Consider the following 21,008-nt stretch of genomic DNA (forward strand, 5'->3'; position numbering starts at 1 on the left):
AGGGGGCATGGAACTTGTCGCGAAAAATCAGTGCTTCGGCGGGACCCAGGCGGTCTACAAGCACATGTCTGAAGTCTGTGGCGGCGAGATGACCTTCGGGGTCTTCCTGCCGCCGCAGGCGAAGAAGCGCTCGGTGCCGGTGCTCTGGTATCTCTCCGGGCTCACCTGCACGCACGAGAACGCGATGACCAAGGCGGGGCTGCAGAAATATGCAGCCCGCCACGGGCTGGCGCTCGTCTTTCCCGACACCTCGCCGCGGGGCTCGAACGTCGCCGACGATCAGGCCTACGATCTGGGGCAGGGCGCCGGGTTCTACGTGAATGCCACGATGGAGCCCTGGCGGCAGCACTACCAGATGTATGACTACGTGGTGACGGAGCTGCCGTCGGTGCTGCAGGGGTCTCTGCCGGTCAACGGCAAGCACGGCATCACCGGGCATTCGATGGGCGGGCATGGCGCGCTGACCATCGCCTTCCGCAACCCGCAGAAATACCAGTCGGTCTCGGCCTTCGCGCCGATCGTGAACCCGACGCGCTCGAACTGGGGGCGCAAGCAGCTTTCGGCCTATCTGGGCGCCGACGAGAGCACCTGGGCCAAGCACGACGCCTGCCTGCTGCTTGCGGAGACGGGCTGGGATGGCGAGATCCTGATCGACCAGGGCGCGGACGACCAGTTCCTCGACCTGCTGCGGCCGGAGGCGATGGCGGAGCTGCTCGCCAAGCGCCGTCAGCCCTCGGTCATGCGGATGCAGCCGGGATACGACCACAGCTACTTCTTCGTGGCGACATTTGCCGAGGACCATGTCCGCTGGCACGCGGAGAAGCTCGGCGCGGTGTGAAGGCCGATGCGCGCCGCGAGCGGTGCGCATCGGAGAAGGAGGAAGTCCCGGAAGAACCGGAATTAACCGGCTGCGGGCAATTACAAGCGACATGACCTTCAGGGAGGTTTAGCATGCGAAGAACAATCAGCCTTGCCGCGCTGCTCGCGGTGACCGGGGCGGTGAGCGCAGGGGCCAATTCGGACCTTCAGTCGCTGATCGATGATCCGAACCAGTGGGTCATCCAGACCGGCGACTATGCCAACCAGCGCTATTCCAAGCTCGACCAGATCAACAAGGAGAATGTCGGGGATCTCCAGGTTGCCTGGACCTTCTCGACCGGCGTGCTGCGCGGCCACGAGGGCTCGCCGCTCGTTATCGGCGACGTGATGTATGTCCACACGCCGTTCCCGAACACCGTCTATGCGCTCGACCTCAACGACAACGGCCGGATCATCTGGAAATACGAGCCGCAGCAGGACGCCAACGTGATCCCGGTGATGTGCTGCGACACGGTCAACCGCGGCGTCGCCTATGCCGATGGCAAGATCTTCCTGCATCAGGCCGACACAACGGTCGTCGCGCTCAACGCCGAGGACGGCTCGGTGGTCTGGAGCGTCAAGAACGGCGATCCGAGCAAGGGCGAAACCAACACCGCGACGGTCATGCCGGTCAAGGACAAGGTGCTCGTCGGGATCTCGGGCGGCGAGTTCGGCGTCCGCGGTTCCGTGACCGCCTACAACATCTCCGACGGCTCGATGGCCTGGCGCGCCTATTCCATGGGACCGGACGAGGAAATGCTCGTCGATCCGGAAAAGACCACCGTGCTCGGCAAGCCGATCGGCAAGGACAGCTCGCTCAGCACCTGGGAAGGCGACCAGTGGCAGATCGGTGGCGGCACCACCTGGGGCTGGTATTCCTATGACCCCGAGCTCAACCTGGTCTACTACGGCACCGGCAACCCCTCGACCTGGAACCCGGCACAGCGCCCGGGCGACAACCGCTGGTCGATGACCATCATGGCCCGCGATCCCGATACCGGCATGGCCAAGTGGTTCTACCAGATGACGCCCCATGACGAATGGGACTATGACGGCGTCAACGAGATGATCCTCACGGATCAGGAAGTCGACGGGCAGATGCGCAAGCTGCTGACCCATCCGGACCGCAACGGCTTTGCCTACACGCTCGACCGCGAAACCGGCGAGCTTCTGGTGGCGAAGAAATACGATCCGGCGGTGAACTGGGCGACCGAGGTCGTGATGGACCCCGACAGCGACCAGTATGGCCGCCCGCAGGTCGTCGCCGAATTCTCGACCGAACAGAACGGCGAGGACGTGAACTCGACCGGCATCTGCCCGGCCGCGCTCGGCACCAAGGACCAGCAGCCCTCGGCCTATTCGCCGAAGACCGAGACCTTCTACATCCCGACCAACCATGTCTGCATGGACTACGAGCCGTTCCGGGTGAGCTACACCGCCGGCCAGCCCTACGTCGGGGCGACGCTTGCGATGTATCCCGCGCCCGACAGCCATGGCGGCATGGGCAACTTCATCGCCTGGGACAACATCAAGGGCGAGATCAAGTGGTCGATCCCCGAGCAGTTCTCGGTGTGGTCGGGCGCGCTGGCGACCGCGGGCGACGTGGTCTTCTACGGCACGCTCGAGGGCTACCTGAAGGCGGTCGACGCCGAGACGGGTGACGAACTCTACCGCTTCAAGACGCCGTCCGGCATCATCGGCAACGTCATGACCTATACCCATGACGACAAGCAGTATGTCGCGGTGCTCTCCGGTGTCGGCGGCTGGGCCGGGATCGGTCTGGCGGCGGGTCTCACCAACCCCAACGACGGCCTTGGCGCCGTGGGCGGCTATGCCTCGCTCAGCGACTACACCGCGCTCGGCGGACAGCTGACGGTGTTCAAGCTGCCGGATTGATGCGCCGGCTCCCCGGGCGGGGAGCCCGCCTTCACTCCGACCGGACCGGCGCAATGGCGCCGGTCCCACCCCGGTTCAAAGGTAAGATGATGAACGCACGACACCTAGCCTCCGTCCTGGCGACGGGCCTGATCGTCGCTGGCACATCCGCAGCCGCCCAGAGCAGCACGGATGCCGCGACGGACAACATCACCGCCGCCTATGATGAGGATGGGCGCTACTTCACGGCCGACGACGTTCCGACCTTCCACGTCGCCGAGGACGGCACGGTGGACTGGCCGACCTTCTCGGGCTTCCGGCGCTATCATGCGGAATGCCATGTCTGCCACGGGCCGGATGGCGAGGGCTCGACGTACGCGCCCGCGCTGAAGAAATCGGCCATCAACATGGATTACTACGATTTCGTCGACGTCGTGACGAACGGGCGTCAGGTGGTGAACGCGGCGGAGCATCAGGTGATGCCCACCTTCGGCACCAACAAGAACGTCATGTGCTATCTCGATGATATCTATGTCTATCTCAAGGCCCGCGGCGCCGATGCCATTCCGCGTGGCCGTCCGGCGAAGAAAGAGGCGAAGTCCGATGCAATCCAGCAGGCGGAAGATGCGTGCATGGGCAGCTAGGCGGGCGGGAGCGCTCGCGCTCCTCGTCCTCATCGGTGCGGTTCCGGCGGCAGAAGCGCAGACGGCGGATCTCGTCTCGAAGAACGCCTTCCGCGTCTGTGCCGATCCCGCGAACGCGCCGATGTCCGTCGAGGATGGATCGGGGTTCGAGAACAGGATCGCCGCGCTCTTTGCCCGCGAGCTGGATCTGCCGCTCGAATATACCTGGTATCCGATGTCGACGGGGTTCGTCCGCAACACGCTCGGGGCGGACCGCTGCGACGTGGTGATGGGCTATACCCAGCTTCAGGAGCTGGTGCAGAACACCAACCATTACTACACCTCGGCCTTCGCGCTGATCGTGCCGAAGGATGGGCCTCTGGCCGGGGTCTCGCAGCTCTCGGATCCGAAGTTGCAGGGGATGCGCATCGGGGTGACGGCGGGAAGCCCGGCCGCGAGCCACATGACGCGGCTCGGGCTGATGGCGAAGGCGAAACCCTACGACCTCTTCGTGGACCGCCGCTATGAATCGCCTGCCGACGACATGCTGGCCGATCTCGAGGCAGGTCGGATCGACGCCGCGATCCTCTGGGGGCCCATTGGCGGGCCGCTGGTCAAACAGGGGCACCCGGATCTCGTGGTGACGCCGCTGGCCGAGGAGGGGATGCAGCCGAAGCTCTTCTACCGCATCACGATGGGGGTGCGGCGCAGCGATCACGACTGGTCGCGCAAGCTCAATTCACTGATCCGGCGCAATCAGGACGAGATCAACGCGATCCTGATCGATGCCGGGGTGCCGTTGCTGAACGACATGGGCACGGGGCCGCTCGAGATCGGGCAATGACCCCGCCCGTGCGGCTCCGCACGGAAATACCCGGGAGGGGGGCGCGGTGCGGGTCTGCCCTTGCCCTTGTCCTGCGGTATGCCCGGCCGTCGTGCCGGGCCGCGCCTGCTCCGTCCCCCATCGGGGCGGGCGCATCCTTTTTCGCTGGCGCTCTCCTGCTGATCGGGCTTCTCGCCGGCGCGGCGCAGGCGGCGGTCGAGGAGCCTGCGGGCTACCGGCAGGACGAGTATCGCGCCCCGGTGCCGGCAACGCTGGCCGGTGCGGTGGTGGTGACGCCGGCGGAGGCTCATGCGCTCTGGAGCGCAGGCGAGGCCGCCTTCATCGACGTGATGCCGCGGGCGCCGAAGCCTGCCAACCTGCCGGAAGGCACGCTCTGGCACGAGAAGCCGCGGCTCTCGATCCCCGGTGCGGTCTGGCTTCCGAACGTGGGGTATGGCGGGCTGGCCAATGTGATGGATGCCTGGTTTCGGGCGGGCCTGAGCGCGGCGAGCGGGGGTGATCCGGCGCATCCGCTGGTCTTCTTCTGCCTGCCCGAGTGCTGGATGTCGTGGAATGCGGCAAAGCGGGCGATGAGCTACGGCTATTCCCGCGTCTACTGGATGCCCGAGGGCAGCACGGGCTGGGGCGATGCCGGCTACCCGCTCGAACCGGTGGAGCCCGAACCCGGAGGGCAGTAGGCCTGAGCTTGCCTCGTCGCGGGAGGGCCGCGCTATCCGCGGAAAGCGCGGGCGACACTCATCAGCACGTCGGAGAGATCCATCAGCCGGGCGACATAGAGGTCATAGGCCACGAAGCCCTGGGCATCCTCGGCGGAGAACGAGCGTTCGAGCCCGTCGATCAGCGCGTTGAGGCGGCGTTCGTGGATGCCGAGGTGGCGCTGTACCGGATCGGAGAGAATGCCCGCGAAGGCGGTGGCGATGGCGGCAACGCCCATGAGGCTTGCGGTCGAGCCCGCCACGAGAAGCGAGGAGGCCTGCGCCGGGAAGAGCCCGTACCAGAGCCCGCCCGCGGTGGCGCCGAGCGGGAAGGAGGCGACGGCGAGCTGCTGGGCGATCGAGGCGGCGACGGCGGGGCCGAGGGCGAGTGCGCCGGGCGTCGCCTTCTTGAAGGCGATGGCGCCGGTGCCGAGGGTCACGAGCGCGGTGGTGATTTCGGCGGCGGCGGCGCGGGTGCCGGTGTATTCGGTCAGCGCGGCGTCGAGCCGGGCGCGAAAGACCGGATCGTCCTTGCGCGCCCCGACGGTCGCCGCGGCTTCCTCGACGAGATCCTGCACCCTGGGGTGGGTGATGATCGCCTCGGCGAGACCGTTCACGGTCGATTCGCGGTCCCCGTCGCGGAGCGGCTGCCGCAGGAGGCCGGTGACGATGCGCCAGCGCAGCTCGCGCGCCACGGCGGTCTCGAGCAGGATGTTCTGGCGTTCGAGCCAGGCGGCGGAGCGCTTGCGGCCGAGGCCGCGCGCCCCGAGGGCCGTGAGCTTGATGCCCACCTGGGGCAGGGACAGGAGCGCGTTGGCGGGCGCGCGCAACACGTCCCAGCCGACGGCGTGGCGGTGCAGCCGCGCGGAGCCGAGGAAGCTGAAGGTCTCGTCGACGAAGCCGGGAATGCGGGTGCGGCAGTCGTCGAAATAGCGCGAGGCCGCTTCGGTGACGATCGCATCGGCTTCCGCCTCAGCCAGACCCGGTTTCCGTTCCGCGATGCCGCCGTCCATTTCCCTCACGCCCTCCGGTATGCCTTGATGCCCTGTGAGGATATGGGGCGCTCCAGGGGGCTGCGCCAGTCGGACGGCGAAAAGGTGCCGCAGGGCCGCCGGTTGTTAGGGAGTTGTTAACGATGCTCGCCGAAGGATGAAGAAAAGATAAAGACCCCAACAGGAGCGTTAAGCATGTCGATTGTCGAGCAGGCCCTGGGCGTATGGCGCGCCTTTGACGATGTGCGGTTCCGCGAGCCCCACGAGGCCGATGCGACAGCCTTCACGCTGCCGCGCCGGGACAGGGTGTATCCGCGGACCGCGCCCGCGTGGTCCTATGACGAGGATTACCAGTACCTCGCCGCAGGATCCGGGAGCGCCGAGACCGCCTGAGGACCATGAAGCGCGCCCCTCGGGAGCGTTCGGGACAGGCCCCGGACGCTCCCGCCGGAGGGGCGCGCTTGCGTCCGTACCCCGTCAGAGCGTGATGCTGTAGCGCTCGAAGCCATCGCCCGCATCGCCCGCAGGTTCGATTGTCAGGCCGCGGTCGCGGACGTCCTCGAGATAGGTCGCCGCCGCCGGGCCGGTCTCGTAGAGCACCGTGGCGCCGCCCGCCGGGGCGAAACTCCAGTTGCCATCGGCCCCGGGCGAGATCGCTCCCTGCTGCACGATGTAGCGCACGATCACATCGCGATTGGTATCGGGCGCGGCGATGACGACGGTCGAGCCGTCGGCGCCGGGAAAACTGCCGCCGCCGCCGGCGCGGTAGTTGTTGGTCGCGACGAGAAAGCGCGCCTCGGGGTCGATCGGTGCGCCATCGTAGGCGAGATCGAGGATACGGTGGGCGTCGGCATCGACGAGCACGCCCTCGGTATCGTAACGGCTCGGCTGCGTCACATCGATCTGGTAGGTGACGCCGTCGATCACGTCGAAATTGTAGGCAGGAAAGTCGGGGTTGAGCAGCGGCTGTCCGGCGCCGCCCGGTTCGATGCGGCGGAACTGGCCCGCCGACCGCTCGAGCCATTCGCGCACCTCTGCCCCGGAAATCTCCACCACCTGAAGCCTGTTGGGGTAGATATAGACATCGGCCACGTTGCGGATGGCAATGGGGCCGGCGGGTACGTCGGTATAGTATTCCGGGCCACCCCGGCCGCCCGCCTTGAACGGCGCGGCGGCGGAAAGGATTGGCAGCCCGGCCCATTTGGTGCCCTCGACGAGCATCTCGACATACCAGGTCTGTGCGGCATTCACGAGCTGAACCGAGGGATCGTCCGAAACGGTGGCGAAGTAGGATTGCAGCGGGGCGGTGGTGAGCCCGACCTCGGCCCTGACATAGGCCAGCGTCGCCTCGTGGCTCGCGGCGGTGGCGCGGAGCGGCGGAGCGTAGTCGCCAACGAGGGGCTCGATGGTCCGGTCCTCCCGGCGGCGGTAGATCGGCCGGGCCTCGGCTTCGGAGGCCAGGATCCGCCAGCGGCCGCCCTCACGGGCGATCAGCAGGTCGATGAGGCCCATGTGCGAGCCCCAGAAGCCTGCCATCACTGCGGGTTTGCCGCCGATGAGGCCGGTCGCCGGATCAAGGCCCGCGCCGGTGAAATCGGGAGCGGGCCAGACCCGATGCTGGTGGCCGGTCACCACGGCGTCGATGCCCTCGACGGCGGCGAGCTGGAGCGAGGCGTTCTCGCGCAGCTCCGTGTCCGGCCCGGGTTCGATACCAGAATGCGAGAGCGCGATGACGAGATCCGCGCCCGCCTCACGCAGCGCCGGGACATGGGCGCGGGCGGCCTCGACAATGCCGCGGACCTCAAAACGGCCCTCGAGGTGGTTGCGGTCCCAGAGCATGACCTGCGGCGGCAAGAAGCCGATGAAGCCGATCCGAAGGCCATGAAGCACGGCGCCGTTGCCGTCGATCACGGTCTGCGGGAGGAGGGCCCAGGGCCGGAGGTAGAGCGCATCCTCGCGCGGCGTTGCGCCGAGCGAGCGGGCGAAGTTGGCGCAAACGATAGGATAGTTCGCTCCGGCATTCACCTTGTCGAGAAAGGGCACGCCATAATTGAACTCGTGATTGCCGAGTGTGCCGACATCGTAGCGCAGGGTGTTCATCGCCGCGATCACCGGATGCAGATCGCCCTCGGCCATGCCGCGGTCATAGGCGATGTAATCGCCCATCGGGTTGCCCTGGAGATAATCGCCGTTGTCGACGAGCATCGAGTTGGTCGCCTCGGCCCGGAGCTGCTCGATGAGGCTCGCTGTGCGCGAGAGGCCGACCATGTCGGAGGGGCGGTCCGCGTAATAGTCGTAAGGGTAGACGTGGCAGTGGAGATCGGTGGTCGAAATGATGCGCAGGTGCGCCTGGCCCGCGTCGGCCCGTGCCGAGAACGGATGGAGCGCCGCGAGGCCCCCGAATGCCGCGGTCGAGGCCAGGAAGCGGCGTCGGGAGAATGGCTCGGGCATGGACAGATCTCCCGCGGGGCAAATGTGACGGCCGGTGAATGCCGGCGAGGATGGCACAGCATCAATCTCAAAGCGAGCGGCAAGAGCGAAATTCGCGCACAATGCTCTGCATCGGCCGGGCGGGCCGCGAAGGTCCGGGCGGGCGGCCGAAATGGCCGAGCTTGACGCTGGCATTGCGCCGCGCCGCATGGTAGCGGGCGGAATGACAGACACATCCGCCGATTTCCTCGGCACGGTCGACAGCGCAACCGCGGCCCTGCGGGTGCTGTTCGATCCGACGCCGCTCCAGCGCAACGCCTATCTTTCGGCGCGATACGGCGCCGATGTCTGGCTCAAGCGCGAAGACCTCTCGCCGGTGCGCTCCTACAAGATCAGGGGCGCCTTCAATGCGATGCGCAAGGCTCTGGCGGCGGAGCCCGACCGGAGGCGTTTCGTCTGCGCCTCGGCCGGCAACCATGCCCAGGGCATGGCCTATGCCTGCCATCATTTCGGCACCGAGGGCGTGATCTTCATGCCGGTGACGACGCCGAAGCAGAAGATCGACAAGACGCGGCAGTTCGGCGGCGGACAGGTCGAGATCCGGCTGGTGGGCGACTATTTCGACGACACGCTGAAGGCGGCACAGGACTTCTGCGCACAGGCGGGCGCGATCTTCCTGCCGCCGTTCGACAATTCCGATATCGTCGAGGGGCAGGCGAGCTGTGCACGCGAGATCCTCGCGCAGCTGCCCGAGGGGGTTACGCCCGACATCGTGGTGCTGCCCGTAGGCGGCGGCGGGCTCTCGGCCGGCTGCGTTCAGGTCCTGCGCGCCGCGGCGCCGGGGGCGGCGATCCGCTTCGTCGAGCCATGTGGCGCCCCGAGCCTCAAGCGCGCGCTCGAGGCGGGCGCGCCGGTGACACTGCCCAAGGTCAACAATTTCGTCGACGGCGCCGCCGTGGCGCGGATCGGCGATCTCAACTACCGGGTGCTGGCCGGAACCCCGCCGGAGCATGTGCTGCTCGCGCCGGAGGACAGGCTCTGTGCGACGATGCTCGACATGCTGAACACCGAAGGCTTCGTGCTCGAGCCCGCCGGCGCGCTGGCGGTCGATGCGCTGCGCGATCTGCCGGAGATCGCGGGCAGGACCGTGGTCGTGGTCGTCTCGGGCGGCAACTTCGATTTCGAGCGCCTGCCGGACGTCAAGGAGCGTGCGCTGCGCTGGGAGGGGCGGAAGAAATACTACATCCTGCGCCTGCCACAGCGCCCCGGTGCGCTGCGCGACTTTCTCGGCACGCTCGGCCCGGACGACGACATCACGCGTTTCGAGTATCTGAAGAAGTCGGCGCGGAACTTCGGCTCGGTGCTGCTCGGCATCGAGACCAGCGGCCGCGCGGCCTTCGAGGCGCTCGAGGCGCGGATGGATGCCTCCGGCTTCATCTACCAGGACATAACCGAGGACACGGTCATCACCAGTCTGATCGTCTGAGAGGAGAGGCGCCATGCTCAACACCATCCTCCATGGTGCACCCGGCGCGGGTGTGCCGCTCGTCATCGCTCACGGGCTCTACGGCTCGGCGCGGAACTGGGGCGTGATCGCCAAGCGCCTTTCGGAGACGCGCCAGGTGATCGCGGTCGACATGCGCAACCACGGCTCGAGCCCGCGGGAAACCGTGCAGGGCTATCCCGAGATGGCGTCCGACCTCGCGGAGGTGATCGCTGCGCACGGCGGGCGGGCGGATCTGCTCGGCCATTCGATGGGCGGCAAGGCCGCGATGGTGCTGGCCTTGTCGCAGCCCGATCTGATCGAGCGGCTCATGGTCGCCGACATCGCCCCGGTCGCCTATACCCACTCCCAGATCCAGTATGTCGAGGCGATGAAGGCGGTCGATCTCTCCGCGGTGAGCCGCCGCAGCGATGCGGACGCCCAGCTCGCCGCAAGCGTCCCCGAGCCCGCGCTGCGGGCCTTCTTCCTCCAGAGCATCGAGATCGACGACGATGGCGCGCGCTGGAAGCTCAATCTCGATGTGCTGGGGCGCGAGATGGCGAAGATCGTCGGCTTCCCGGACGTCGAGGGGCAATTCGACCGGCCGGCGCTGTTCGTCACCGGCGAGCAATCCGATTATGTGAGCGATGCCGACTGGCCGCGGATCGAGGCGCTGTTTCCCGCCGCCGAACGCCGGGTGGTGGCGGGCGCCGGGCATTGGCTCCACGCCGAGGCGCCGCGCCCGTTCCTCGCCGAGGTCGAGGCGTTTCTCGAGGCGCATCCGGTCTGAGCGGGAGGCTTTCCGCAGGCCTTCGGGAAATGCGGACGGAAACGCGATTGTCCGCTTGCGCTTGCCGCCCCGAGCGTTTAAACGCCCTCGCACAGCACGTCGCTCCCCTGCGGCAGCCCTGCAAGACCCTTGCAACGGCGGCTTCGGGAGGCGGGGACCGGAGCGGGACACCCCGCAAAAGCCCTCGCAACGCGGAGCGCAGACGCCGGTGTAGCTCAGCTGGTAGAGCACGTCATTCGTAATGATGGGGTCGGGGGTTCGAGTCCCTTCACCGGCACCACTTCTCCCTGATTTCATTAGGAAAGTGGCCACGCGCCCAACAATCGGCCCCACATGACGCTGCGCGGTGCCCGGCACGACAAGGGCCGCGCGATGGCGGCCCTCTCGATCTCGTGATGCGCGACACGTGCCGCGGTCAGTCGGGCAGCCCCCGGCGTTTCCACTCTCGGCTACACGCGACCAGGATAGCCTCCTCCCCGAGCTGGGCCTCCAGCTCCTTGGCCTCCCTCTCGTCCCGAACCAGGACCGCGAGCACAGGTGCTTCATACAGCACCCGGCCCTCGGCATGGAGGGCCTCAACAACCGCCGCGCGCTCGGCAACGTGGCGCTGGGAGGCCAGCTCGGCCTCTACGGCCTGAAGGCGCTTGAGTTGGTCTCTGGCGCTCAAGGCTTACCCTCCTCAACACCTAGCCGCCCCAACTCCTGCACGAACGTGTTCGATCCGATGAGCTTCACCACAACGTCGCGCGTCTCGACATCCGGGAACGGCCAGCCGCGCCCGCCGGTAAATTCGCGGACCGCCCGGACGAATGCAGCATGGCGTGGGTTGCAGGGGTCGAGATGGTTCCGCTCCAGGATGAGTGCGCCGATCCTCTCGTCGCGTCGCTTCGCCTCATCCTCCGCGGCCTTCTTCTCCTTGGCCTCGGCCATCGCTATCAGTCGGCGCCCCTCGCGGAGCAGTTTCGCCCGCTCACTCATTCTGGCCTCCCTTCGCCTTCGCCTGTGCCGCATCTTCTAGAGCAGTAAGGCGCCCCTCAAAATCCGAGAGCGACATGGCTTCGGCCAGCCCCTTGAGCGCCGCGCTCGCCTGACTGACCTCCGAGGGCGCCAGCGTGCCATTTCCGAGCGCGAGCACGAGCTTCCTGAAGGCTTCGAGCAGTCCCGCGGCGTCCTGCACGTCGAGGCCGCCGGGCACTGGCGCTGGAGCCGGCCTCGGCTTTGGCAGGGCAGTGCACAATACGATCTCAGCTGCCTTTACGTCGCCTGCAAGCACAGCGTTGCGAAGAGCATCAAAGGCCGCGTCAATCAGCTCGGGGTCGTTGGCCCGCGCGAGAGCCTTCCTCGATACCGCGTTCCGGCTGCCGAGCTTGCGCCCGGCCCGGTTCAACAGCCCCCCGTGCGGAGGTCGTTCACCAACTGCAGGCGACACCTTGTCGGGCTCCTCCGTCATGGCTTCGGCCCCTTCCCGGCCGCTTTCAAGACGCGGTCCCAGGCTTCGCGCTCCGCGATAACCGCGGCCCTACGGTCCTGCTCACGACTGCCATACTTCCGAGCAAGGTGCTCCTCCGAGTTGGCCAGCGCGTCATAATCCGCCTGTGCTTTCTTGATCTCGGCCGTCATTGCCGGGACAGTGAGAACGCGCCCGCCGCCCGCGCCCACGGATGCGGTGGCGCCGAAGTGGACGCCCGCGTCGGACCGGGCAGTGCTGGGCGCAGCACGTAGGGCCGCCTCCCTGTAGGGCCGGATCTCGGCCATGGCGCCACGCCTAACGCCTTCCTGGTCCGAGTAGAGGCGCCCGAGGAAGTCCTTATCGGCCATCTTCTCCTGGTAGGCCGATAGGTCGCGGGCTGCTGCCTGATCGTTGTTGCTCTCGGTCATTCGGCTTCTCCTTCAAGCGCGGCCAGCTCTGCCGCCCGCACGTGTTGGTCAACGGCCCGTTTTACGGCCCTCATAACCAAGGCGTCCGCACCGACGAGGAAATTCTCGACGCCTCCGACCACTTCGATGTGCCGCTCCAGGTCCCCTCGGACCTCATCGGGGGCTTCCGCCAATCGGAGCCACACGCCAGGATCCACGCTGCTCTCGCCGATAATGATGTGCTTGGCGGGCATGGCCGCCTTGTCGTCAGCTCCGATCTGAGGGGCTCCGCCGGGGAGCGCCAGCGCCTCTTGGACGGCGCCCATCAGCGCGAGGAAAGTCGGACGCGCATCGCGGACGAGCATTGCGTTGAAGGCCGCGGTGGCCGCCACGAGCTTGGCATGGACTTCCAAGGCTTCGGCACCGGACTGCTCGGCACCATCTGCAGCTTCGTTCACCCGGATCGCATGGCGTGCCGCCGCCTCGGCGGCCTCAGAGGCGTCGTAGAGGTGTTCTTCGGCGGCCTCAATCTTCCGCCTCGCTGTGCGAATGTCCGAAGGTTCGGGTCGCCTCATCGTCTTGGCTGCCGTCAACTCAGCCCTGGCAGCACGGAGTGCCTTCTCTGCCTCGGAGACACGGCCCTCGGCCAGGGCGACGTTCGCACTCGCGGCTTCCTTCTCACGGTCCAGCCAGTAGGCGGCAGTGGCCTTGACCTCCCGGCTGTCCGAGGGAGTAGCCGCGCCCATCCGATCCGTCTCGGCCTTGTTCTTCCGAACACGCTCATTGTGCGTCTCGGCGGGCTTCCCGCCCCAGCCCGCTTCCTTCTGCGCCGGGGTTATGCTGCACCTCCGCCGTTTTTGGCCTCGGCGAGCCGGACTGCGATCCAAGCTGTCACCTGCGACCGATCCCAGCGAAGTGTCTTCGGGCCGCCGAGGCGGGCGGGCGCTGGCACGCGGCCTGCGCGTGCGGCTGCCAAGAGGGCAGGACGCTTCATCTTCAGCATTGCCGCCGCCTCGTCGGCAGTCATCAGGTCGGGCGCCTGTGTGTTGTCGGGGTTGTCGGTCATATCGTTTCCTGTTGGGCTCAGGGGCATCGGCCTCCTTGGGTTGTTGCGCAACATGAAGTATACCACGGCGAATATTGCCCGGGAACGGCACAACATGATGTTTTTTCGTGACATGGGGAGAAATATGGAAGTGGCGGTGTTACGGCAGTGACGGTTGGTGCCGATTTTTCTGTTACGGCGGCCCAGGGTCGGGATAGGGCCATGTGCCGCATCAGCACAGGCCCATGCGCCGCCCGCGCGCAAAGCACACTTCTGCCCGAGTTCGGCCGCGTCGATGCCGTTTATGCGCACGGTGACTTCGCCAAAATCCAGCGTGTCGCCATCAACTACGCGAGCGGAGCCCGCGAGACTGCTGCCAGTCGCCAAGGATGGATAGGCCATCACGGCTGCCAGCACAGTAGTTGTGATCCGGACGATGGCGCCCTGACCCTCGTCCGGGTAATGAACCGTCCGCCGAGTGTGCCGCTACATCCCCCGACGCTCCCCGAGCACTCCGGGAGCGCCCAAATCCATGACACGGGCACTTTCCAAGCCCGATATGGGGGAGTTGTTCGGGGGGGGCAAGTAGTGGGTTCTGAGTTCACAGATCAACGGCAAATGTCACGAATCAGCGTCACGCCTAGAACAATCCCGCAAAAACCCTATCTGACGCATTAACGAAGCGCGCGCACAATCATGAGTGGACTAAGTATGAGTGCTTTAAACTCTTAGTAGCGAAATTTAGCTAGTTCTGGCCAAATTGCAGGCCCCCCCGGAGCCACTATGGACCTAGATGCTTTCTCCGATCTGTTTCTTAAGCGGGCCGCCGAACTCGGCGCGGCGAAGCCTTTGCCCGAGGAGATCACTAAGGCATACTCGAGCTACAGGCGCCTTGTAAGGTTCGCAGCCTCGGATGGGACCTTAGAGTTCGTCGTCGACAAGAAAGGCCACCTCGAGTTTGTGTTTAACCCACACAGCTCAAAGTGGAATCGGGATTGATTCGATCTCTGTAATCATCCCACACTGAAGCCTGCCCGATCACAGACGCGACCCGGCCATCCAGCTTTGCCGCAACGGGATATGTTCGCAATGATGCGTCGGCTTTTCCGCAACAATATTGTCTATTTTTGCCTTCCGCGCCCTAGGCGAGGCGGCCGCGCTTGCAACGATTAACCAAAATAGACAATCTGCGCGAATTGGATTGTGATGGGAAAGGGCATCTTGATGGCGCTGAAACGACTACAGGTTTCCCCCCGATTGCTTGAACAGGTTTTCGGTAGCGGAAAGAAGGGCTTTGATGCTGAGCATCCTGAGGTGTTTCTAGCTTGTGACCAAGAAAATCAACCCGTCTTTGTCGGCATGTCATCGTCAAGATATCGGCTACTCGTTGCGGCTGTTGACCTCGCGCGAGATCCTGAAAAGATGAAAAAATCGTTGAGCGACAGTGCTGATTTTAGCAACGGGAAGAACGTTGGAACAGTCGAGAAATTCCGTGACTTCGTCAAGCGCAGGTTAGGTATCCCAGCAACCTAGGAAGTAATTTGCAACTCGTCATTCTGAACAAATAGAATTCTCCTTGTTGCCCCTGAAATGCTTGAATGGATGCCATGATAGGACCTAATAAACTTGTTTTAGGCCCAATTAAGGGCATTCCGCGCTTCACTGCACAGTTTGGAAATGACCTAGGCAATACGCCCAATGATGAAGAAATAGTTTGCATAGATAAATTCTTATCTAGGTTTTCCACTTCTGGAATTGAACCGGAAAAATACATTCAAATTAAGGATAACATGTTCTATGTTGATACTGGTGACTGCAATCATGCTCTTTTACTCACTATGCGAATAGACCGCAGCGTGATATTTCATAGATGCATTAGAATTGATCCCCTTTAATTTGTCCGAAATTTTTAGCTCCTTACTACAATTATCTGGGACAATACTGGAAGTTTCCGGTGTATTCTTGATGTCAGACCGGTATCTTCGCACCCCTCATGTGGAGAAGTTGTTCATTTTGGCTTCCGCGCTCATTCGTGGCAAGAGAGCCAGAGGAGCAGCTGAGCTAACCAAACTAAGGCAAGCCACAGCTGAGCGAACTGTCGTAACCCTACAAGGCCTGGCACTAATAGGAGCAGGGTTCATCGTTCAGGCCATCCCAAACGCCACGACAGTCATATCTTCCTTGCTTTTCTGCGACTGACCCCGATCCAGTTTGAGTGCCCGCTGATGTGCCAGGAGCGGGTAATGCCGCGACTGTTCCAATGCGTGCCGGGTGACGGCACAGATGGGGGCGCTACCTCCCGCTACCTTGCCATGGTAGCGGGTGGCGCCGTGAATTATCTTTTTATTTCAATGCCATGACAGCACGGGGGCGCGCCCGCTACCTCGCTACCTCGGTTTTGCGTATTCTATATATACACTCCTCTCTCATCTAATTTTCTTTTCCCTATAAAAGTAGAAAGGGAGGTAGCGAGGTAGCCGAGTAACGTTTTCAATGACTTGGCAAGGTAGCGGGGAGGTAGCGGGAGGTAGCGGGGCGGTGCTGCTCTCACCCACGGCCCCAACGGAGAAGGGCGAGCCTTGCGGCCCGCCCCCTGATCTCACCCGGTCGAGCGCCCAGCCTACCAGGGCACCTCGTCTTCGGGCGTCCGCCCCTCGTCCGCCACCACACTCAGATAGCTCGGACGCAGTCGGGAACCTGCCGCCGGGATCAGCAGGCCCTTGTGGTTGGCGCCGTTCGCCTTGCGGACCCCGACACCCTTACCATCCACGGACAGAGCTTTCGCCACGTCGAGCCAGCGCCGCCCCAGCGTCCCCGCCTCGGATCGGTCGTGCGTCTCGTCCAGCCAGCGCGAGTAGAGGTTAGCGCCGCCCTTCAGCACCCGATGCCCGTCTTCGCGCTCGACAAGCGCCGACAGCACGCGTCCGTTGTAGGCCCGGCTCTCGTCAATCCAGTGGAGGAACTCCGCGGCGATCTCGGGCAGCCGGGCGGTGACGGACTGGACAAAGTTGCCCAGCCCGTGGCGTCTATGCATCTCCGCGATGGCCTTCTCGGCCGCGCGCTCTGCCGCCCGAGGCTCCATCGCCAGATACCGCGCTACGTCGGCCCGGATGCGCGAACCGAGGGCCTCCGAAAGCGCGCGACGGTAGCCGCTCGCCCCCAGCCTGTCGAAGCTCTCGTGCTGCGAGACGGGCTTCGCATCCTCGGCCGGGGTCCAGTAGGCAAACCGGTTGATGAACTGGTCCTCTGCCGTCCCGCCGTCAGCACCGACAAGAGACGCCACGCTCTCGGCGCTCAGGAACAACTTCACGAAAAGCGGCGCCGTCGAGGCCATCTGGAACTTGGGCGCGAGCTGCACCTCGCGCTCGAGCTGCTTTATCTCCGATTTCACCGCCTTGAACTCGTTCACGAGAAGCACCGCGCTCCGGGCAAACTCGGACGGGCTCTTGCCCACCGGCTTGCCTTCGAGCATGGCCTCGATCTCGCGGACGTTCGTCTCTACCACCAACCCGAGATCCGCGAGGGCCGACGCCAGCATGCCCTTACCAAACGAGGACGGCGCATGCAGCCATACGAACGCCTGCCGCCGGTCGGAGGCAAACCAGGACGCCGCGATGAGCCCTGGCAGATCAGCAGCGCCCGGCAGTGCCTCGGTGTAATCCGCCCACACGGCTTTCGCGTCGGCCTCGGGGACGCCTTCCTCGTGCGGCACCGGCGGGAGCGGGAGCAGCACCCGGCCCGTATTGCCCCGGAACTCGACGCGCGGCTCCGTCGCCCAAGGGTCCACGTCCCAATCAAGCCGGTGCGCCTGCCGCTGGCGTTCGAGAAAGTCCCGGATCGCCGCGATCCAGGCGCGGCGCAGCTCCTTCACCACGTCGGCGGCGTCGGGCACTTCCAGAGTGGCGTTGGATCCGCTCTCCTTGTGGACCGCAGTCTTGGCAGAAACGAAGTCCGATAGCGCAGGCATCGCCAGATGCGGGGCGAAGTGCGGCCTGTCCTCGTTCATCGCATCCGGGGCGCGCGTCTCGGCGTAACCGTGGAGGCGGCCGTCCCGCGTCAGATACTGGACCGGCTTGTCACCCGAGGTCCGCCAGAACGCCGCGCTCAAGGCCGATCCAAGCGCCTCGTCGTCCAGGCAGGCCGAGACCGCCAAGACAAATTCATCGTCCGCCCCGGCGCCGCAGGCAGCCTCCAGCACGGCCCGGCGCACCCGCGCGACCCCTGCAACCACGTCGGGCGGCAGGGGCGCCCTGTCATCCTCCGCGGGCTCGTCGGGCTCCTCGAGGCTCTCCACCGGAGGGAGGAACATGCTGTAGTCGGGCCGCTCCCTCGGCGGGTGCTGCCGGATCTCGGCCATTTTTGCCTGCCGCACGGCCCGCTCGACGGCCTCCTTGCCCGCCCAACGCTGCGCCAGCCATGCCAGACTTCCGCCGGTGGCGCCGTGCGGGACCGTCTGCCGGAAATTCTCCACGTCGCCCTCGGCATCGCCGTCCGGGAAGCCCGAGGTCCAGTCGTAGAACGCCCGCTCGTATGCCTCGAAGTCGTCGGCCTTGTCTGTCTCCGCCCGGATCGCGTGCATCGCCTTCACCCAATCGTCGCGGGTCCACCAGTCGGGGGTTTCGCCCAACGGCATCAGGGCGAGCAGGGCCTCCACCTTCCAGAGCGGCATGGCAGGGCCGACAGGTCCGCTCCCGGTCCGCCGCACGTGCTCCGGCTCGGGCGCTGGGGCAATGCCGAGGTCGGCCAGCCCGGTTATCGTCCGCCCAGGCTCGAGCGAGACGAGCCGCGCCTTCTCCTTGCCCGAGGGCTGTGAGCCCGGCAGGCGTGCAACCCTGACCTTGTTGTGACCCGAGCTGTCACCGAAGCCTGCCGCGGCAACGGCCCGCATCAGGGCGTCGGCTTCGGCCTTGTCCGTGACCGGCGAGGCGAGGCGATAGACCCACTGTTGCGAGCCCGGCCGCGTCTCTACGATCGCCGCAGGCTGCGGCAGGGCGCTCGGGGCTCTGGTCCCCTTGTGGCCTATGTCATCCAGCACGATCAGGTGCAGCGCCTTGAAGCTGGCGCCGTTCCTCGCGCCGTTCCGGCCGGTGTCCGCGACGCAGTAGACGCTGGCGAGGTGCGCATCGCGCTCGGTGGCACGGTGCATGCCGCCTGCGTCTCCGTTCCAGTGAAAGAGCCTGCCAACGTCGCCGCCCAGGATCTCGGCAATGAACCTTTCCCGGTCCGCATGGTCCTGTCGCAGTTGCCTCTCGGTATGCTGTGGTATACTATTCGGGCATGTCATCGGGGCTCCCGGTGGCTCGGCACAGGTTCTCCACGCCTGCGCAATCGGTGTTACGGTTACGTTCTCCTTGGCCCGGCGGGGTTGCCCGCCGGGCTTCTTCTTTCGCGGGCTCGGGTTCTGTGGGCTTGGGCTTCTGCGCCGGGGCCGGGAACTTGATGCCAACCCCAATGCCTACTCCGGCTGAGGTAACGTCGCTCATCGCGAAACCCCGTGCGAGCGGGGGTCCGACACCTCGCGGCTCTCCAGCCACGACAGAAGGTCCTTGCCCTTCCAAGCCACGCAGCGCGGGCCGAGGCGTAGCGGGCGGGGAAAATCGCCAGCATCCATGAGCAGGTAGATTTGAGACCGGGAAAGGGTGGTTGCGGCCTCGACGGCAGGGCGCCGATAGAGCCGGGTCGGCTCGATGCCGAAATCGTTCGCGTCAGGCACGGGTGTCCTCCAAGTGCACTGCACAAGCGAATGCCGTTCGCTCGTGAAATGCCTGGAGACGACCCAATGTCTCTGAGGCTATGTCGGCCAGGATGTTGGCCGGGAGGCTCTCCGACCGATGTATACTGGGTGTTCAGGTGGCGCGTTTGGTCTCACCCTGCCGATGTGGACAAAATACCATTCCTCGGACCACCTGGGAAACGCACCGGACATCACGAATTATTTCAGATTGTGACATCCCATCACATATTCGGCCCACTCGACCATGAGCGCCCTACGTTTCGACAGCAGGGGAGCGTCCCGGAGATACGCGGCCTCGACCCGGCTTGCAGGCACATGCGCGAGGGCGTGCTCGATGATCTCCCTCGGGTGCGACGTCTCCTCGCCTCCCCACATGCGGAAGCTCGCGCGAAACCCGTGCGCCCCGGACCTCGCCCGAGCGCGCAGCCGTCAGCACGAGGAACTCGAAAGCGAGCTTCGTGCCCGCCCAAGCCTGTGTCGCCCGGATCTTCTCGACGGCAGCACCCACCTCGGCATAGGGCAGGGCGGCATGGTGGGCGGCCCGGTCCGTGTGCCTAGGGAGGGTGTTGGTGACCCCGGCGGACGGGTCTTCGCGGATATAGCCCCTGCCCAGCGCGTGCCGGAAGACCGCCTGCACCCGGCGGACAAGCTTCCGCGCCGTCTCGGGCTTCGAGGTCCAGACGGGCTCCAGCACGGCGCGCACCGCCTGTGCCGATATCTCATCAACAGGGCGCGAGCCGAGTGCGGGGAAGATGTAAGCCTCCATGCTGCGCCACCAGATGGCAGACTGCCGAGGCCCGGTCCAGGTCGGCGCAAGCTCCGCTAGGCAGGCACGTGCCGCCACCTCGAATGTCGGCACGGCGGCGGGCTTCGCCGTCGGGTCGCCACCGGCTCGGGCGATGCGAAGGTTGTCGAGCGCCTTCTCGCGAGCCTCCTTGAGCGACACCCGCGGCGGCGAGCCGAGCCCGATATCCCGCCGCTTCTTTCCGATGGTGATCCGCTGTATCCACCGTCTGGCGTCGTTCGGCTCAACCTTGAGATAGAGCCCGTGCCCGTCAGCATGGAAGCCCCGCTTGAGAGACCGCACATCTGCCGCCGAGAGCCTCTTGTCCTTGTGCCGTCCCGTAGCCTTGCCCACGGTATCGCCCCACATCACGCCCAACAATTATTTTGGGAACATGGCGGACAATCGTGGAGCCGTCAAGAATACACAGAGACCCAAGGCATTGATGGTTAACGGTTATATGGACGTTCCCGGAACAGTCTGGAATAGGGGTCGGTTCCCTTCACCGGCACCATTTCCCGATCCGGGAAATGAAACTCCTGTTTTTGCATCGCCACTCTTTTCAGGCATCGGAGATGCAAGATCACGAGAAACAGCATTGTTTAATGCTGATGTGTGCCGCCTCCTGGAAATCAGCTCGACCGCTTGAAAGGATGCAGGCAGTCTGATGCCATAAAACGTTAATATTGATGATACGAAAATAACAAGAAATACGTATGGCTCAATTTAATTGCGCCAATCTTTCAGCAGTAACCCCTTTCGATCGCGTTGTCTCAAAGGAAGCGCTGAGCTTCATGCTCCGAAAATCGGTTCGTGACTCTGCGAGATGTGGGACAGCCTGCACGGTCGCGGCACATGCCGATTTCTTCCGGCCAGAGGTATCCCGTTCCGCCGGGATGGCGCGCGACAGGCCTGGCGGCGCGGGTGCCCGGCCGTCAGCCTGGGCGCCGGGCGATGCCCTGATCCCGGCCGCCCGGAGCGGGGCGGCCGGAGGCGTT

The 21,008-nt window shown here is 65.1% G+C and carries 20 protein-coding genes and 1 tRNA gene; 10 read left to right on the plus strand and 11 right to left on the minus strand.

Features of this window, described 5'->3' with window-relative positions:
* Nucleotides 1-7 precede the first annotated feature (7 nt).
* From fghA to ACF66B_RS00190, 5 genes are all read left to right on the plus strand, one after another.
* Nucleotides 8-838, plus strand: a complete 831-nt coding sequence (gene fghA, locus ACF66B_RS00170; protein ID WP_111428812.1) for an S-formylglutathione hydrolase — start codon at nt 8-10, stop codon at nt 836-838.
* Nucleotides 839-951: 113 nt separating this feature from the next.
* Nucleotides 952-2,754, plus strand: coding sequence for a methanol/ethanol family PQQ-dependent dehydrogenase (locus ACF66B_RS00175; RefSeq protein WP_111428811.1), 1,803 nt, complete (start codon nt 952-954; stop codon nt 2,752-2,754).
* 86 nt (nt 2,755-2,840) lie between these two features.
* Nucleotides 2,841-3,377 (plus strand): c-type cytochrome, methanol metabolism-related, encoded by a 537-nt coding sequence (locus ACF66B_RS00180; protein ID WP_111428810.1) that lies wholly within the window; start codon nt 2,841-2,843, stop codon nt 3,375-3,377.
* On the plus strand, nt 3,358-4,200 hold the full coding sequence (locus tag ACF66B_RS00185) for a substrate-binding domain-containing protein (protein ID WP_162683176.1): 843 nt from the start codon (nt 3,358-3,360) through the stop codon (nt 4,198-4,200). The genes ACF66B_RS00180 and ACF66B_RS00185 overlap by 20 nt, the downstream gene beginning before the upstream one ends.
* Nucleotides 4,197-4,877 carry a PQQ-dependent catabolism-associated CXXCW motif protein gene (locus tag ACF66B_RS00190; RefSeq protein ID WP_111428808.1) on the plus strand — a complete coding sequence of 227 codons (681 nt, stop codon included), beginning with the start codon at nt 4,197-4,199 and terminating at the stop codon, nt 4,875-4,877. Before ACF66B_RS00185 ends, ACF66B_RS00190 begins: the two co-directional genes overlap by 4 nt.
* A gap of 32 nt (nt 4,878-4,909) precedes the next feature.
* Here ACF66B_RS00190 and ACF66B_RS00195 read toward each other — a convergent pair whose 3' ends face one another.
* Nucleotides 4,910-5,908 (minus strand): DUF6635 family protein, encoded by a 999-nt coding sequence (locus ACF66B_RS00195; protein WP_111428807.1) that lies wholly within the window; start codon nt 5,906-5,908, stop codon nt 4,910-4,912.
* Nucleotides 5,909-6,082: 174 nt separating this feature from the next.
* Here ACF66B_RS00195 and ACF66B_RS00200 point away from each other — a divergent pair, with 174 nt between their 5' ends.
* Nucleotides 6,083-6,280 carry a hypothetical protein gene (locus ACF66B_RS00200; RefSeq protein WP_111428806.1) on the plus strand — a complete coding sequence of 66 codons (198 nt, stop codon included), beginning with the start codon at nt 6,083-6,085 and terminating at the stop codon, nt 6,278-6,280.
* An 84-nt stretch (nt 6,281-6,364) separates the two neighbouring features.
* Here ACF66B_RS00200 and ACF66B_RS00205 read toward each other — a convergent pair whose 3' ends face one another.
* On the minus strand, nt 6,365-8,338 hold the full coding sequence (locus ACF66B_RS00205; RefSeq protein WP_111428805.1) for a bifunctional 2',3'-cyclic-nucleotide 2'-phosphodiesterase/3'-nucleotidase: 1,974 nt from the start codon (nt 8,336-8,338) through the stop codon (nt 6,365-6,367).
* Between the two features lie 202 nt (nt 8,339-8,540).
* Here ACF66B_RS00205 and ilvA point away from each other — a divergent pair, with 202 nt between their 5' ends.
* The 3 genes from ilvA (at nt 8,541) to ACF66B_RS00220 (ending at nt 10,870) form a co-directional block, all read left to right on the plus strand.
* Nucleotides 8,541-9,803: a threonine ammonia-lyase IlvA gene (gene ilvA / locus ACF66B_RS00210; protein ID WP_111428967.1), complete on the plus strand. Its 1,263-nt coding sequence runs from the start codon at nt 8,541-8,543 to the stop codon at nt 9,801-9,803.
* A gap of 13 nt (nt 9,804-9,816) precedes the next feature.
* Nucleotides 9,817-10,590 carry an alpha/beta fold hydrolase gene (locus ACF66B_RS00215; RefSeq protein WP_111428804.1) on the plus strand — a complete coding sequence of 258 codons (774 nt, stop codon included), beginning with the start codon at nt 9,817-9,819 and terminating at the stop codon, nt 10,588-10,590.
* A 204-nt stretch (nt 10,591-10,794) separates the two neighbouring features.
* Nucleotides 10,795-10,870, plus strand: a tRNA-Thr gene (locus tag ACF66B_RS00220).
* A 135-nt stretch (nt 10,871-11,005) separates the two neighbouring features.
* Here the strand turns inward: ACF66B_RS00220 and ACF66B_RS00225 are convergent.
* From ACF66B_RS00225 to ACF66B_RS00250, 6 genes are all read right to left on the minus strand, one after another.
* The gene (locus ACF66B_RS00225; RefSeq protein ID WP_111428803.1) at nt 11,006-11,257 is read right to left on the minus strand and encodes a hypothetical protein; all 252 of its coding nucleotides are present in this window, start codon (nt 11,255-11,257) and stop codon (nt 11,006-11,008) included.
* On the minus strand, nt 11,254-11,568 hold the full coding sequence (locus tag ACF66B_RS00230; RefSeq protein ID WP_111428802.1) for a hypothetical protein: 315 nt from the start codon (nt 11,566-11,568) through the stop codon (nt 11,254-11,256). Before ACF66B_RS00230 ends, ACF66B_RS00225 begins: the two co-directional genes overlap by 4 nt.
* Nucleotides 11,561-12,040: a hypothetical protein gene (locus tag ACF66B_RS00235; RefSeq protein WP_111428801.1), complete on the minus strand. Its 480-nt coding sequence runs from the start codon at nt 12,038-12,040 to the stop codon at nt 11,561-11,563. The genes ACF66B_RS00230 and ACF66B_RS00235 overlap by 8 nt, the downstream gene beginning before the upstream one ends.
* On the minus strand, nt 12,037-12,468 hold the full coding sequence (locus tag ACF66B_RS00240) for a hypothetical protein (RefSeq protein WP_111428800.1): 432 nt from the start codon (nt 12,466-12,468) through the stop codon (nt 12,037-12,039). The genes ACF66B_RS00235 and ACF66B_RS00240 overlap by 4 nt, the downstream gene beginning before the upstream one ends.
* Nucleotides 12,465-13,193 carry a hypothetical protein gene (locus tag ACF66B_RS00245; RefSeq protein ID WP_111428799.1) on the minus strand — a complete coding sequence of 243 codons (729 nt, stop codon included), beginning with the start codon at nt 13,191-13,193 and terminating at the stop codon, nt 12,465-12,467. Before ACF66B_RS00245 ends, ACF66B_RS00240 begins: the two co-directional genes overlap by 4 nt.
* An 89-nt stretch (nt 13,194-13,282) precedes the next feature.
* The gene (locus tag ACF66B_RS00250) at nt 13,283-13,894 is read right to left on the minus strand and encodes a hypothetical protein (protein ID WP_392663621.1); all 612 of its coding nucleotides are present in this window, start codon (nt 13,892-13,894) and stop codon (nt 13,283-13,285) included.
* An 819-nt stretch (nt 13,895-14,713) separates the two neighbouring features.
* Between ACF66B_RS00250 and ACF66B_RS00255 the strand changes: the two genes are divergently transcribed.
* A complete protein-coding gene (locus tag ACF66B_RS00255) occupies nt 14,714-15,025 on the plus strand; it encodes a hypothetical protein (protein ID WP_162683175.1) in 312 nt (103 codons plus the stop codon).
* Nucleotides 15,026-16,112: 1,087 nt separating this feature from the next.
* Here the strand turns inward: ACF66B_RS00255 and ACF66B_RS00260 are convergent.
* The 3 genes from ACF66B_RS00260 to ACF66B_RS00270 all read right to left on the minus strand — a co-directional run bounded on the left by ACF66B_RS00260 (nt 16,113) and on the right by ACF66B_RS00270 (nt 20,364).
* Nucleotides 16,113-18,638: a DNA-primase RepB domain-containing protein gene (locus tag ACF66B_RS00260; RefSeq protein WP_162683174.1), complete on the minus strand. Its 2,526-nt coding sequence runs from the start codon at nt 18,636-18,638 to the stop codon at nt 16,113-16,115.
* A gap of 333 nt (nt 18,639-18,971) precedes the next feature.
* The gene (locus tag ACF66B_RS00265) at nt 18,972-19,205 is read right to left on the minus strand and encodes a helix-turn-helix transcriptional regulator (protein ID WP_392663623.1); all 234 of its coding nucleotides are present in this window, start codon (nt 19,203-19,205) and stop codon (nt 18,972-18,974) included.
* Between the two features lie 274 nt (nt 19,206-19,479).
* Nucleotides 19,480-20,364 (minus strand): DUF4102 domain-containing protein, encoded by an 885-nt coding sequence (locus ACF66B_RS00270; protein ID WP_162683173.1) that lies wholly within the window; start codon nt 20,362-20,364, stop codon nt 19,480-19,482.
* Between the last annotated feature and the right edge of the window lie 644 nt (nt 20,365-21,008).

Origin of the sequence: Amaricoccus sp. B4, assembly GCF_043226085.1 — a bacterium.
Lineage (GTDB): Bacteria > Pseudomonadota > Alphaproteobacteria > Rhodobacterales > Rhodobacteraceae > Amaricoccus.

Excerpts from the sequence above, each read along its gene's own strand:
- fghA (WP_111428812.1), top strand. The coding sequence starts at position 8 with ATGGAACTTGTCGCGAAAAATCAGTGCTTCGGCGGGACCCAGGCGGTC.
- ACF66B_RS00175 (WP_111428811.1), top strand. The coding sequence starts at position 952 with ATGCGAAGAACAATCAGCCTTGCCGCGCTGCTCGCGGTGACCGGGGCG.
- ACF66B_RS00180 (WP_111428810.1), top strand. The coding sequence starts at position 2,841 with ATGATGAACGCACGACACCTAGCCTCCGTCCTGGCGACGGGCCTGATC.
- ACF66B_RS00185 (WP_162683176.1), top strand. The coding sequence starts at position 3,358 with ATGCGTGCATGGGCAGCTAGGCGGGCGGGAGCGCTCGCGCTCCTCGTC.
- ACF66B_RS00190 (WP_111428808.1), top strand. The coding sequence starts at position 4,197 with ATGACCCCGCCCGTGCGGCTCCGCACGGAAATACCCGGGAGGGGGGCG.
- ACF66B_RS00195 (WP_111428807.1), bottom strand. The coding sequence starts at position 5,908 with ATGGACGGCGGCATCGCGGAACGGAAACCGGGTCTGGCTGAGGCGGAA.
- ACF66B_RS00200 (WP_111428806.1), top strand. The coding sequence starts at position 6,083 with ATGTCGATTGTCGAGCAGGCCCTGGGCGTATGGCGCGCCTTTGACGAT.
- ACF66B_RS00205 (WP_111428805.1), bottom strand. The coding sequence starts at position 8,338 with ATGCCCGAGCCATTCTCCCGACGCCGCTTCCTGGCCTCGACCGCGGCA.
- ilvA (WP_111428967.1), top strand. The coding sequence starts at position 8,541 with ATGACAGACACATCCGCCGATTTCCTCGGCACGGTCGACAGCGCAACC.
- ACF66B_RS00215 (WP_111428804.1), top strand. The coding sequence starts at position 9,817 with ATGCTCAACACCATCCTCCATGGTGCACCCGGCGCGGGTGTGCCGCTC.
- ACF66B_RS00230 (WP_111428802.1), bottom strand. The coding sequence starts at position 11,568 with ATGAGTGAGCGGGCGAAACTGCTCCGCGAGGGGCGCCGACTGATAGCG.
- ACF66B_RS00235 (WP_111428801.1), bottom strand. The coding sequence starts at position 12,040 with ATGACGGAGGAGCCCGACAAGGTGTCGCCTGCAGTTGGTGAACGACCT.
- ACF66B_RS00240 (WP_111428800.1), bottom strand. The coding sequence starts at position 12,468 with ATGACCGAGAGCAACAACGATCAGGCAGCAGCCCGCGACCTATCGGCC.
- ACF66B_RS00245 (WP_111428799.1), bottom strand. The coding sequence starts at position 13,193 with ATGGGCGCGGCTACTCCCTCGGACAGCCGGGAGGTCAAGGCCACTGCC.
- ACF66B_RS00250 (WP_392663621.1), bottom strand. The coding sequence starts at position 13,894 with ATGGCCTATCCATCCTTGGCGACTGGCAGCAGTCTCGCGGGCTCCGCT.
- ACF66B_RS00260 (WP_162683174.1), bottom strand. The coding sequence starts at position 18,638 with ATGCACCGTGCCACCGAGCGCGATGCGCACCTCGCCAGCGTCTACTGC.